General features: G+C 67.5%; 9 protein-coding genes. 6 read left to right on the top strand and 3 right to left on the bottom strand.

Annotated elements, in window-relative coordinates; genetic code table 11:
* Nucleotides 1-30: 30 nt before the first annotated feature.
* Nucleotides 31-762 (bottom strand): histidine utilization repressor, encoded by a 732-nt coding sequence (hutC, locus tag AncyloWKF20_RS07235; RefSeq protein ID WP_279317201.1) that lies wholly within the window; start codon nucleotides 760-762, stop codon nucleotides 31-33.
* Nucleotides 763-1,016: 254 nt separating this feature from the next.
* On the opposite strand from hutC, the gene recA reads away from it, so the two are divergent.
* The 3 genes from recA (at nucleotide 1,017) to AncyloWKF20_RS07220 (ending at nucleotide 7,547) form a co-directional block, all read left to right on the top strand.
* Nucleotides 1,017-2,093 (top strand): recombinase RecA, encoded by a 1,077-nt coding sequence (gene recA / locus AncyloWKF20_RS07230; protein ID WP_279317200.1) that lies wholly within the window; start codon nucleotides 1,017-1,019, stop codon nucleotides 2,091-2,093.
* A 270-nt stretch (nucleotides 2,094-2,363) separates the two neighbouring features.
* Nucleotides 2,364-5,015, top strand: coding sequence for an alanine--tRNA ligase (gene alaS, locus AncyloWKF20_RS07225; protein WP_279317199.1), 2,652 nt, complete (start codon nucleotides 2,364-2,366; stop codon nucleotides 5,013-5,015).
* Nucleotides 5,016-6,134: 1,119 nt separating this feature from the next.
* Complete coding sequence (locus AncyloWKF20_RS07220; RefSeq protein WP_279317198.1) at nucleotides 6,135-7,547, top strand: cyclic nucleotide-gated ion channel; 1,413 nt, start codon at nucleotides 6,135-6,137, stop codon at nucleotides 7,545-7,547.
* 180 nt (nucleotides 7,548-7,727) lie between these two features.
* On the opposite strand, the gene AncyloWKF20_RS07215 is transcribed toward AncyloWKF20_RS07220, so the two are convergent.
* Together AncyloWKF20_RS07215 and AncyloWKF20_RS07210 are read right to left on the bottom strand one after the other, a co-directional pair.
* Nucleotides 7,728-8,717 (bottom strand): hypothetical protein, encoded by a 990-nt coding sequence (locus AncyloWKF20_RS07215; RefSeq protein WP_279317197.1) that lies wholly within the window; start codon nucleotides 8,715-8,717, stop codon nucleotides 7,728-7,730.
* 157 nt (nucleotides 8,718-8,874) lie between these two features.
* Nucleotides 8,875-10,086 carry an NADP-dependent isocitrate dehydrogenase gene (locus AncyloWKF20_RS07210; protein WP_279317196.1) on the bottom strand — a complete coding sequence of 404 codons (1,212 nt, stop codon included), beginning with the start codon at nucleotides 10,084-10,086 and terminating at the stop codon, nucleotides 8,875-8,877.
* A 242-nt stretch (nucleotides 10,087-10,328) separates the two neighbouring features.
* Here AncyloWKF20_RS07210 and AncyloWKF20_RS07205 point away from each other — a divergent pair, with 242 nt between their 5' ends.
* The 3 genes from AncyloWKF20_RS07205 to murI all read left to right on the top strand — a co-directional run bounded on the left by AncyloWKF20_RS07205 (nucleotide 10,329) and on the right by murI (nucleotide 13,197).
* Complete coding sequence (locus AncyloWKF20_RS07205; RefSeq protein ID WP_279317195.1) at nucleotides 10,329-11,171, top strand: cycloisomerase; 843 nt, start codon at nucleotides 10,329-10,331, stop codon at nucleotides 11,169-11,171.
* Nucleotides 11,172-11,319: 148 nt separating this feature from the next.
* Complete coding sequence (locus tag AncyloWKF20_RS07200; RefSeq protein ID WP_279317194.1) at nucleotides 11,320-12,156, top strand: RNA methyltransferase; 837 nt, start codon at nucleotides 11,320-11,322, stop codon at nucleotides 12,154-12,156.
* A gap of 102 nt (nucleotides 12,157-12,258) precedes the next feature.
* On the top strand, nucleotides 12,259-13,197 hold the full coding sequence (murI, locus tag AncyloWKF20_RS07195) for a glutamate racemase (protein ID WP_279317193.1): 939 nt from the start codon (nucleotides 12,259-12,261) through the stop codon (nucleotides 13,195-13,197).
* Nucleotides 13,198-13,295: the final 98 nt, after the last annotated feature.

The following is a 13,295-nucleotide window of genomic DNA, read 5'->3' as shown; positions in this document are numbered from 1 at the left end:
CGGGGCGGTCTCTCGTGTTCGATCTGACACTTACGGCGCGAAGCGGGCCACCAGGTCGTAGGCGTCGCCGCGAAAGACCTGCCGCACGAAGGTGACGGTCTCGCCGGCGCGCCAGGTGCGGCGCTCGAGGCTCAGGCAGGCCGTGCCCTTCGCGACACCGAGCGCCTCGGCGAGGCGTGCCGGTGCCCCCAGCGCGCTGATGCGGTGCTCCGCTTCCGTCCAGGGCACATGGCGCAGCAGCCAGGAGCCGGGTGGCGTGGCCGCGAAATTGGCCGACAGCGCCTCGGGAACGCTGGCAAGGCTGATCAGCCGCTCCTCCACCGCCAGCGGCCGGCCATTGGCAAGATGCAGGCAGGTGATGTCCAGAACCTGTTGCCCGTCGAGCCCGTGCGGATCGCCCGCCTCGGCGCGGCGCTGGCGCCGCGTCAGCAGGCGGTAGCCATAGGTCTCGCCGCGCGCGGCAACTTCAGCGGGAATGTCGGGGATGCGCAGCACCGCCGAATGGATGCGTGGCTGCGCCACGAAGGAGCCGGCCCGCCGGCGCCGTTCCACCAGCCCTGCCGCGACCAGCCCGGCGATCACCTTGTTGACGGTCATGCGGGCGCAGCCATACTGCGCCATCAACTCGTGCTCGAAGGGGATGCGGTGGCCGGGTGGCCACTCGCCTGACAGGATCCTGCCCTCGAGATCGGCGCGGATGCGCTGGCCGAGCGTCGGCGCCGCCCGGTGTGGCGCGTCGGTAAGGGAAGGGCTGTCGTTCACGCCGTCACCTCGGTGCCGGCCCGGCGAATTCGTTTCCCCGCCAAGGCCCTGAAGGGCGTATAGTCTAGCGTCTCGCGTTGATATGTATAGACATTTTGACGGCGCCGTGGTGACGGACGGATGCACCCGACCTGCGGGTGCACGCCACCGCCTTATCTGCGGCGAAGCGATGAGAACATATTGCGAACAGAGAACAAACCGGATACATTCAAGGAAATCCCGTTCACCCCTTGCGTGCAACCCGGAGCCCGGCAATGACTCAAGCGAGTTTGCGACTCGTCGAAGGATCTTCCATGGACAAAGCCAAGGCGCTGGACGCCGCCCTTACCCAGATCGAGCGCCATTTCGGCAAGGGCTCGATCATGCGCCTGGGCAAGAACGACAAGATCATGGAGATCGAGACGGTCTCCACCGGCTCGCTCGGCCTCGACATCGCGCTCGGCATTGGCGGATTGCCGCGCGGGCGCGTCGTCGAGATCTTCGGGCCGGAATCCTCGGGCAAGACCACGCTTGCCTTGCACACCATTGCCGAGGCCCAGAAGAAGGGCGGCGTGTGCGCCTTCATCGACGCCGAGCACGCGCTCGACCCGATCTATGCCCGCAAGCTCGGCGTCGATCTCGACAATCTGCTGATCTCCCAGCCGGATGCCGGCGAGCAGGCGCTGGAGATTGCCGATACGCTGGTGCGTTCCGGGGCGGTGGATGTGCTGGTGGTCGATTCGGTCGCCGCGCTCACCCCGCGCGCCGAGCTTGACGGCGAGATGGGCGACAACCAGCCGGGCATGCAGGCCCGCCTGATGAGCCAGGCGCTGCGCAAGCTGACTGCCTCGATCAACCGCTCGCACACCATGGTCATCTTCATCAACCAGATCCGCATGAAGATCGGTGTGATGTATGGCAGCCCGGAAACCACCACCGGCGGCAACGCGTTGAAATTCTACGCCTCGGTGCGCCTCGACATCCGCCGCATCGGCTCGATCAAGGAGCGCGAGGAAGTGGTCGGCAACCAGACCCGCGTGAAGGTGGTGAAGAACAAGCTGGCCCCGCCCTTCAAGCAGGTCGAGTTCGACATCATGTATGGCGAGGGCGTCTCCAAGATGGGCGAACTGATCGATCTCGGCGTCAAGGCCGGCGTGGTCGAGAAGTCCGGCGCCTGGTTCTCCCATGACAGCCAGCGCCTCGGCCAGGGCCGCGAGAACGCCAAGAACTTCCTGCGGCAGAACCCGGAGATCGCCGGCCGCATCGAGGCGACCATCCGCCAGAATGCCGGCCTCATCGCCGAGCAGATCCTCGCCGGCGAGCCGAGCGAGGAAGACGATACCGAGGGTTGAGCGGTCCGCGCAAGGCTGAGCGTCCCGCGCGGTACGTCGTGCGGGACGGTTCAGCGCGCCGCGCGACCCGTGCGCGGGTTGCTCTGCCGGGAGATCTTTTCCCGGTGCTCGCTCCCACCGCATCGGCGCCCGCGCGTAACCATGCAGGCGCGTGTCCGCGCGGCCTTTCTGGACAAGGCGAGGGGGCCTCGTTAGAACCGTCTCGCGCCGCTGGGCGCGGGCCGGATGCTCTCCAGCGCCGGCTGCCTTCTCCTTCTTCGGACTGGTTTCATGAGCGGCGTTAACGAGATTCGTTCGACCTTTCTCGACTATTTCGCGAAGCACGGCCACCAGGTGGTCGACTCCTCGCCGCTCGTGCCGCGCAACGACCCGACCTTGATGTTCACCAATGCCGGGATGGTGCAGTTCAAGAACGTCTTCACCGGCATCGAGAAGCGGCCCTATTCGCGCGCCGCGACCTCGCAGAAATGTGTCCGCGCCGGCGGCAAGCACAATGATCTCGACAATGTCGGCTACACCGCGCGGCATCACACCTTCTTCGAGATGCTCGGCAATTTCTCCTTTGGCGACTATTTCAAGGAGAACGCGATCGAGCTCGCCTGGAACCTGATCACCCGCGAGTTCGAACTGCCGGTCGAGAAGCTGCTGGTCACCGTCTATTCCGAGGATGACGAAGCCTTCGGCCTGTGGCGCAAGATCGCCGGCCTGCCGGAATCCAAGATCATCCGCATCCCGACCTCCGACAATTTCTGGCAGATGGGCGATACCGGCCCGTGCGGCCCGTGCTCGGAGATCTTCTACGATCATGGTTCGCACATCCCTGGCGGCCCGCCCGGCTCGCCCGATCAGGATGGCGACCGCTTCATCGAGATCTGGAATCTCGTCTTCATGCAGTTCGAGCAGCTGCCGGGCGGCGACCGGGTGAGCCTGCCGCGTCCCTCCATCGACACCGGCATGGGGCTGGAGCGCGTCTCGGCGGTGCTGCAGGGCACGCATGACAATTACGAGATCGACCTCATGCGCGCGCTCACCGGCGCCGTCGAGGAGATGACCGACATACCCTCCAACGGCCCGCAAAAGGCCAGCCATCGCGTCATCGCCGATCATCTGCGCGCGGCGACCTTTCTCGTCGCCGATGGCGTGCTGCCCTCCAATGAGGGGCGTGGCTATGTGCTGCGCCGCATCATGCGCCGCGCCATGCGCCACGCTCAGCTGCTCGGCGCCCGCGACCCGCTGATGCACCGCCTGGTCCCCGTGCTGGTGCGCGAGATGGGCCGGGCTTACCCGGAGATCGTGCGCGCCGAGGCGCTGGTCAGCGAGACGCTGCGCCTGGAAGAGACCCGCTTCCGCAAGACGCTGGAGCGCGGCCTGTCGATCCTCGAAAGCGAGAGCGAGGGGCTGGGCAGCGGCGCCAAATTCTCCGGCGACACCGCCTTCAAGCTCTATGACACCTATGGTTTCCCGCTCGATTTGACCGAGGACGCGCTGCGCGCCCGCGGTGTGAGCGTCGATGTAGAGAGCTTCAACGCCGCCATGGAGCGCCAGCGCGCCGAGGCCCGTGCCTCCTGGGCGGGTTCCGGCGAGGCGGCGACCGACGCGATCTGGTTCGGCGTGCGCGATGATGTGGGGTCGACGGAATTCCTCGGTTATGAGACCGAGACCGCAGAGGGCGCGGTGACCGCGCTGGTGAGCGATGGCCGCCGCGTCAAGGCGCTGGAGACCGGCGCGCGCGGCCTCGTCGTGCTCAACCAGACCCCCTTCTATGCCGAGAGCGGCGGCCAGGTCGGCGATACCGGCCGCATGACCGGCGATGATGGCGTCACCGTGCGCGTCATCGGCACGCAGAAGAAGCTCGGCGACATCTTCGCCCATGAGGTCGAGGTCGAGAGCGGCACGCTCGTCGTCGGCGCGGCGCTCGCGCTCAATGTCGACACGGCCCGCCGCGGCGCCATCCGCGCCAACCATTCGGCCACCCATTTGCTGCACGAGGCCCTGCGCCGCGTGCTGGGCGATCATGTCGCGCAGAAGGGCTCGCTGGTGGCGCCGGATCGCCTGCGCTTCGACTTCAGCCACCCCAAGCCGCTCGACGAGGCAGAGCTGCGCGCGGTCGAGGACATCGCCAACGCCGTCGTGCTGCGCAATGAGCCGGTCACGACGCGCCTCATGGCGGTCGACGACGCCATCGCATCGGGCGCGCGCGCGCTGTTCGGCGAGAAATATGGCGAGGAGGTGCGCGTGGTCGCCATGGGCACCGATCCCGGCAATGGCGCGCCCTATTCCATCGAGCTGTGCGGCGGCACCCATGTGCGGCGCACCGGCGATATCGGCCTTGTCAGCGTGCTCGGCGAGAGCGCGGTCGGCGCCGGCGTGCGCCGCATCGAGGCGATGACGGCCGATGGCGCGCGCCGTCATCTGTCCGGCGAGAGCCGCGCGCTGCACGCAGCCGCGGCGGCGCTGAAGGCGCCGGTCGGCGAGGTTGAGGCGCGCATCGCCCAGCTGGTCGAGGAGCGGCGCCGGCTCGAGCGCGAGCTCGGCGAGGCCAAGCGCAAGCTCGCCATGGGCGGCGGCGAGGCCGGCGAGGGGCCGGTGCGCACGGTCGGCGCGGTCAAGCTGATGGCGCGCCAGGTCAGCGGCATCGACCTCAAGGATCTCAAGAGCCTGGCCGATGAAGGCAAGAAGCGCCTCGGCTCCGGCATCGTGGCGATCGTCGGCGTGACCGAGGACGGGCGCGCCGGCCTTGTGGTCGGCGTTACCGACGATCTGACCGCCAGTTATGACGCGGTGGCGCTGGTGCGCCGGGGCGCCGAGGCGCTGGGCGGCAAGGGCGGCGGCGGCCGCGCCGACATGGCGCAGGCCGGTGGCCCCGACGGCGCCCGCGCCGGCGAGGCGCTCGCCGCCATCGAGGCCGCGCTGGCTGGCTGAGGACCTGGATGGGCGCCTTCTGAGGCCTGCGTTTTTGGCAGGCGCGATGCCGCGGCGTCCGTGTCGGGGCTGGGCAGGCTGGACGTCTAGGGCTGCCCGATGAGCGTGCGGGATGCTCCGTGCCTGGTGAGCGTTGGCTTGATCCTGCCCGCGTGTTGCTTCCCGCGCTACATAACGGGGTGAGGCCGCGGCGGCGCTTGGTGGCGTCGCGCCGCCTCGTGCGTTGAGGCGCCTTAGCGCCGTGTGCGGCAGTTCCATATCGCGCCGGGTCCGGTCAGGGGGCCGGGCTTTGTGGTCCAACTGTCCATGATCGCGGCGGGCAGCCGGATCACCTCCCCAAGGCATGGTCCACTTCGCGACGGGGCGTGGGTACCGTGCGACGTGTCGTGCCATCTGCGCCCGTTTCATAGCTCGCCGACGCTGCCATAGACGGGGCCTCTTGGTCGCGCGTTCCATGGCGGCGGTCCATCGACGTGTGCCGGCGCAGGGCATCGCCCCGCAGGATGACGGCGCTTGGATGCGGCGAGCCCTGGCGCGCTGTGCGCATCTGTTCTAGGGCCCGTCCGGCACCGGCCGGGCAACTGCCGACCCGCGGGGCCCGTGGAGGCTTGAAGCGCTTCGCGCGGGTGTGGCCTCTGCTGACAACGACGGTAACGATCCTCGCAGCATCACCTGAGGATCATCAAGCCAGTGGGGTGTCGGTCGTGGCATGATGGAACCTTAGCGTGATCGGCGAGGGGCAGGCCGATTCGGCGCGCGCGGCATGTCGCCGGGGAGTGGCGACCCGTGCCGCGGCGGGTGCAAGGGGTTGGCGGCGGTGGCTTCGCCGTCGCGGTGTGATGGGGCAGGGAGGCCGGAATGACGGCCCACAAGACGGGTAAGGATGCGGCGGGCAAGAGCCGCGCGTCCATGAGGGCAACGTCGCAGATGGCCACTGACGATATGGTGGCTGACGATATGGCAATGGAAGGCGGCGCGGCGAAAGACGTTGCGGCGAAGGACGTGACGTCCGTGGACGCTGCGGGGAAGGGCGTTTTGTCCGTGAATGAGGCTGCCGGCGCAGCGCCCACCGGGGAACCCATCTCCAGAGTAGTGGCGGCCAAGGATGAGGGCGTGTCCGTGGCTGCGTCCCATGACGGTGTGAATGCCTCCCCGTCGCCCGTGCCGGCCTCTGGCGAGGCGGCGCCCGTCCCTGGCGCCACGACGCAGCCGGGCCCGGCGGTGCGGCCCGGCCCGGCGGGCCGCCACGCGGCAACCGGCGGACCTGCGCCAAAGCATCCATCGGCCCGGCATGAGGGCGAGCCGGGCCCCGCGCCGGGCTCGGTGGGCTGGTGGGCGGCCAAGCGGCGGCGCTGTTACGAGATCCTTGAGCGTGATGCCGCGCATGACCGTATCGCCGAGCGGGTGAACATCGCGCTGATCGTGCTGATCGTGCTCAATGTCGTCGTCGCCGTGCTGGAGACCGTGCCGAGCCTCCTGCTGCGCGACATGCCGTTCTTCCGCAGCTTCGAGATCCTCTCGCTGGCGCTGTTCGCGCTGGAATACGCACTGCGCCTGTGGTCGGCGCCGGAGAATCCGCGTTATCGCGGGGTTGCGGCCGGGCGGGCAAGGCTGCGTCACATGGTGACGCCCGCCGCCATCATCGATCTTGTGGCCTGGTTGCCCTTCCTCATCTCGATGCTCTTCCATGTCGAGCTGCGCACGCTGGCGATCTTCCGGCTGCTGCGCTTCGTCAAGCTGGCGCGCTATTCGCCGGGCATGCAGTCGCTGTTCGAGGTGCTGCACCGCGAGCGCCAGTCGCTGATGGCCTGTTTCTGGTTGCTGGCGGCGTCGGTGCTGATCGCGGCTTCGGCCATGTATGTCGCCGAAGGCACCGTCCAGCCGCAGCATTTCGGCTCGATCCCCGCCGCCATGTGGTGGGCGATGACGACGGTGACGACGGTCGGCTATGGGGATACCTACCCGCTGACCCCGGCGGGCAAGGTGATCGCCAGCCTCACCATGATTACCGGCATCATCATGATCGCCCTGCCGGTCGGCATCATCGCCACGGCCTTTGTCGATGTCATCAAGCGGCGCGACTTCGTCATCACCTGGGGCATGGTGGCCCGCGTGCCGCTCTTCGCCGATCTCGATGCGGTGGGGATTGGCGAGATCCACAAGGCGCTGTCGGCCCATGTCGCGCAGCCGGGCGAGGTGATCGTCCGGCGCGGCGAGACCGCGCGCTCGATGTACTTCATCGCCTCCGGTGAGGTGCTGCTGGAATTCCCGCATGAGAGCGTCGTGCTCACCGAGGGGCAGTTCTTCGGCGAAATGGCGCTGGTGCGCTCGGCCAAGCGCGCGGCGACGGCGCGGGCGCGCACGCGCTCCATGCTGCTGATGCTCGACGCGGCGGATCTGAGCGAGATCATCCACCGCCACCCCGAAATCGGGGCGCGGATCGCGGCCATGGCGCGCGATGTGGCCGGGCCGCACCCGGTGGCCCGCCGATCCGACATCGCCAGCGGCGAGATCAGCGAGGAGCCGGAGTAAAGCTCGGGGGAACTGAGGTTCACGCAGCAGCTAAGTCATTGTTTGAGCGCATATGTCGCGCCCGAGCCGGAACTCTATCGCTCAGGGGAGGTGCGACGCGCTCTCTGCGCGGCGCGGCGCCCAGAGATGCGTCGCCTGGCATGCAGCAAAGGCGGCGCCGCTCACGGAAAACTGAGCCGCTTAATGAAATCGGCGCGCATTCGCCGCAACCCAGCGCGCACGCAGCTCGTCCCATTTCTGCCGGGCTTCCTCGCCTCGGTAGACGGTGAAGCAGCTGGGCGGAAAATCGAGCTCGTCGACCGGATCGTCGCCTGTCAGCAAGAGAAGGTTGTTCTCGCAGCGGCCGATCTTGTTCTTGAACGTCATCAGGCGCGCGCGGTCCCGCGGCAGTATGGCCTCCAAGGCCAGCACGCTGTTGCGGATGTTGATGCGCGGGGACCAGATCGACGTCTTGAAGAAGACGGCGCCCATGATGTTTTCGCCGGAGACGGGATCGACGGTCGCGGCCTTCAGCCCAATGAGGCTGTTGTTGATATCTAGTGTCGCTCGGGAGTCGTCGAAGCGGCAGGCCGATTTCCCGCAATTGGGCTCGACGCTTATCCCCATGAAGCAGGATTCGAGCAGCGAGTTGCGCAGTTCGAGGGACAGAAGCTGGTCGTTCTCGACACAATCATCACGCGCGCCGCTGATCCAGATGTTGGAAAGACGAAAGCTTGAGCCCTGCGGCCCGGCGATCCTCACCCCATCCCACACATTGCGTGCGTAGAAGCTGTCGAGCGTTGCGCCGTTGGTTCTGATCTCGATCGCCGCGCTGTTGCAGTAGGAGGCGCCCCAAGGGCTGTTCTGAGGAACGCGGCCAATGATGCTGCCGCCGTAGATGCGCGCCCGGCCCGGTCCTTCGACGATAAGGGGATAGCGGTTGATACGATCGGTGCCAATTCGGCAATTGCTTGATCGGGTGGGCGTGGGCGTTCGGGAATTACTCAGGATCCAGCTCTTCCCGCGCAGATCGATGCGCCGGTTCCGATCAATCGTGATCCTGGTCTGGGTGAAACTCGGCCCCACAGCCTGGGGACGGCGCCCGGTGGCGGCTGCGGCTGCCGGCAGGGAGTGCACGAGCGCGGCAACGATGCCGAGAAAAACCCAGGCCCAAAGCCGGATGCGCATCATGGCCTATCCCTTTTCGCCGGTATCCTGCGTTTGCAAGATTGACAGCTAACCGCCAAGGCCAGGCGACCAGCCCGCCGCTGGCGCCCGCGGTATGGGTCCAGGTTACCGTGCCTGGGGAACCGGGACGCGCCAAAGCGCGTCCCGGATGTTCATGGCCTCAGGCGAGGGCCTTGCCCAGATTCTCGGAGATCTTGTCGAGGAATCCGGTGGTGGAAAGCCACTTCTGGTCCGCGCCGACGAGAAGGGCGAGATCCTTGGTCATGTAGCCGCTCTCGACCGTGTCGACGCACACCTTCTCCAGCGTGGTGCAGAAATTGGCGAGTTCGGCATTGTTGTCGAGCTTGGCGCGGTGCGCGAGGCCGCGGGTCCAGGCGAAGATCGAGGCGATGGAGTTGGTCGAGGTCTCCTTGCCCTTCTGGTGCTCGCGGTAGTGGCGGGTGACGGTGCCGTGCGCGGCCTCGGCCTCCACGGTCTGGCCATCCGGCGTCATCAGCACCGAGGTCATCAGGCCCAGCGAGCCGAAGCCCTGCGCCACGATGTCCGACTGCACGTCGCCATCATAGTTCTTGCACGCCCAGACATAGCCGCCGGACCACTTGAGCGCCGAGGCGACCATGTCGTCGATCAGGCGGTGCTCGTACCAGATCTTGTTTTTCTCGAACTCGGCCTTGAACTCGGCGTCGTAGATGTCCTGGAAGATCTTGCGGAAGCGGCCGTCATACTGCTTCAGGATGGTGTCCTTGGTCGACAGGTACACCGGGTATTTGCGCATCAGGCCGTAATTCAGCGAGGCGCGGGCGAATTCGACGATGGATTCGTCGACATTGTACATCGACATCGCGACGCCGGCGCCGGGGAACTTGTAGACCTCGTGCTCGATGACCTGCCCGTCATCGCCGACGAACTTGATGGTCAGCGTGCCCTTGCCCGGAACGGTGAAGTCGGTCGCGCGGTACTGGTCGCCGAAGGCGTGGCGGCCGACGATGATCGGCTGGGTCCAGCCGGGTACGAGGCGCGGCACGTTCTTGCAGATGATCGGCTCGCGGAAGATCACGCCGCCAAGAATGTTGCGGATGGTGCCGTTGGGCGAACGCCACATCTTCTTCAGGTTGAACTCGGTGACGCGGCCCGCATCCGGGGTGATGGTGGCGCATTTGACGCCCACGCCCACGCGCTTGATCGCCTCGGCCGCATCGATCGTCACCTGGTCCTCGGTGGCATCGCGGTTCTCGACGCCGAGGTCGTAATACTCGAGGTCGATGTCGAGGTACGGGTGGATCAGCTTGTCCTTGATGTACTGCCAGATGATGCGGGTCATCTCGTCGCCGTCGAGTTCGACGACGGGATTCTCGACCTTGATCTTCGCCATGGGTTCCTACCTCGCACGGATGCAGCTTCGTAATGGGGCCTCGGCGCCGGTCCGCGCGGCCGCCGCCGGTGAAGGCGTGATACCGCGCCGCAGCGTCAAGCGAAAGCGCGGTGCGGCACGACTTTGGCGGTAAATCGTCAAACGCCTGTCGTGGCAGCTTCATCGGCCGCTGTTAGCCCCCTCGCGGATCTGCCGCGATGCACCCTGCGGGGCGCGTGCGATTACTCGGGGAGACCAAGACCATGTCGCGCCGTACCTCTGTCAGCCTTGCCCTCCTGCTGGCCGCCCTGTGCGCCTGCAGCGCCGCCGCTCAGGAGCAGCGCCCGGCCGCCGAGACGCTCACCCGCTTCGAGGTTCCCGAAGCCCGGCAGGCCGTCGCCGTGTCGGACCGCTTTTTCTACGCGATCGACAACCGCACTTTGGTGAAGCTCGACAAGACCACCGGCCAGGCGGTGGCGAAATGGGAGGGCCCGAAGGCCGGGCCGATCCTCCATCTCGACAGCGGCGTGGTGCGCGACGGCAAGCTCTACACCGCGCATTCCAATTACCCGGACTGGCCGATGACCTCCTCGATCGAGGTGTGGGACGCCGAGACGCTGAAGCATCTGGAAAGCCACAGTTTCGGCATTGATCGCGGCTCCTTCACCTGGCTCGACCGTGATCCCCAGGGCCGCTGGTGGGGCGCCTTCGCCAATTACAATCGCGTGTTCGACAAGAGCCCGGTCGCCTATGGCAACAAATACGCCACCCAGCTCGTGCGCTTCAACGCGGATTGGAGCGTCGCCGAGGCCTTCGTCTATCCCGACGCGCTGGTCGCCAAATTCCAGGATATGAGCAATTCCGGCGGCGCCTTCGGGCCCGATGGCCGGCTCTACATCTCCGGCCATGACAATGCCGAGCTCTACGTCGTCGCCCCGCCGGAGATGGGGTCGGTGATGGTGTGGCAGGAGACGATTCCCGTCGAGATCGCCGGGCAGGGCTTCGCCTTCGACCCGGCTCAGCCGGGTGTTGTGTGGGGGCTGATCCGCGGCAAGGCCGGGGCGGCGAGCCAGGTGACGGTGAGCCGCCTGCCAACCGCCAAATGAGCGCGGGCGGCGCCCGCGCTTCTGCGTGGGCTCGTGCGGGCGCTTAGCGATTTCACTCCTGGAGGAAATGCTCTAGGAGGGCGGCCATGAACGCGCCGCTCGCCCTGTCCCATTTCCGCACCTCCCTCGCCGCCACGGGGTTCGCCCGATGACCGGCGCTGGCACCAATCGCAGCCTCGACTGGCCCCAGGGTGGGCCGGTCGTCATCCTCGTCGAGCCGCAGCTCGGGGAGAATATCGGCTCGGCCGTGCGGGCCATGGGCAATTTCGGCCTGACGCGGCTGCGCATCGTCAATCCGCGCGAGGGGTGGCCGAACCCCAAGGCGGTGACCTTCGCCTCCGGCGCCGACCGCATTCTGGAAGAGGCGCAGATCTTCCCGGACCTGCGCGCGGCCATCGCCGATCTCAACTTCATCGCCGCCGCCACGGCCCGCGAGCGCGGGATGCAGAAGACGGTGATCGGCGCCGACGATTTCGCCGTCGAGGCCGGCACGCGCATCAAGGGCGGTGAGAATGTCGGGCTGCTGATCGGGCGCGAGCGCACCGGGCTCTACACCGAGGAGGTCTCCCTCGCCGACGTGATCCTCACCTTGCCGGTGAACCCCGCCTTTGCCTCGCTGAATCTCGGCATGGCGGTGGCGGTGATCGCCTATGAATGGTTCAAGCACGCCTCGGGCGGAGCGCTTCCCTTCCAGCAGCCGGACCGCTACCCGATCGCCGACAAGGCGGACCTTCTCGCCTTCTTCGATCATGTGGAGCACGAACTCGACGCGGCGCTGTTCTTCCGCTCGCCGCAGAAGAAGCCGGTGACGATCCGCAACATCCGCAACATCTTCCACCGGGTCGGGCTGACGCGGCAGGACATTGCCACGCTGCACGGCATGGTCACCGCGCTGGTGGAAGGACGCGGCCTGCGGGCGGCGCGCACCGCCGCGCGGCTGAGCGGGCAGAAGGCGCCGGCCGATGATGAGGGCGACGCCGGCTGAGATCCCCCGTGCCGGGAGGCGGTTGAGGTCGCAACGATCCGTTCACCAAGATGCGTCACACTGAGATGCGCCATAATCCCGCCCGGGATGGAGGACATTCAGATGCGCATCGAGGCTTCACCCGGCCCGGCATCCACCGGCTCCATCGGCGTCTCGTCCCCTCGTGCCAATGGGCCGTCCCGCGTGTCGTCGCCATCGCTGTCCCCCGAGACCCAGCTGCCGAGCGCGTTGCGCGCGCCGACCATCCTCGTCTTCGATTCGGGGCTGGGTGGCCTTTCCGTGTTCCGCGAGCTGGCGCGGGTGCGGCCCGATGCGCGCTTCGTCTATGCCGCCGATGACGCGGCCTTTCCCATCGGCTCCTGGGAGGAGGGCGCGCTGCTGACCCGGCTGGTCTGCGTCATCGACGCGCTGATCGCCCGCGTGCGGCCGGATGCGGTGGTGATCGCCTGCAACACCGCCTCGACGCTCGTTCTGCCGAGCCTGCGCGCGCGCCATGCCATTCCTTTCATCGGCACGGTGCCGGCGATCAAGCCGGCCTGCGAGAGCTCGCTCAGCCGGCAGGTGAGCGTGCTGGCGACGCCCGGCACGGTGAAGCGCGACTACACCCAGACGCTCATTCGCGATTTCGCCGGCAATTGCGCGGTGACGCTGGTCGGCTCGACGCAGCTCGCCGCGCTCGCCGAGGCCGCCATGGCCGGCGAGAGCGTGCCGGACGAGGCCTTTGCCGCCGAGATCGCTCCTGCCTTTGTGCGCGCGGGTAAGGCGCGGACCGATGCGGTGGTGCTGGCCTGCACGCATTACCCGCTGGTGCTCGATCGTCTCCAGAAGGTCGCGCCCTGGCCGGTGCGCTGGATCGACCCGGCGCCGGCCATCGCCCGGCGCCTTGCCGCGCTGCTCGGCCCCACGGCCTTTGCCGCGAGCCCGGCGCCGCTGCGGCTGTTCTCGACTGGGCGACCGCTCGATTCGGGGCTGGTGGAGACCATCATCGGCCGCGCGGCGCGGGCGGGCGAGGTGCTGCCGGTGGCGATGGCGGCGGCCTGAACAGCCCTGTCGCACGAGTGGCCCGGCTTCCGGCCTTGCCGCTGCCGCCTTCCCCGCGCAGCATGCCGCATCGGCAGAAGCTGCCCGGAAGGATTCGT

Origin of the sequence: Ancylobacter sp. WKF20, assembly GCF_029760895.1 — a bacterium.
Taxonomy (GTDB): Bacteria; Pseudomonadota; Alphaproteobacteria; order Rhizobiales; family Xanthobacteraceae; genus Ancylobacter.
This window is presented reverse-complemented; position numbering and strand designations above follow the sequence as displayed.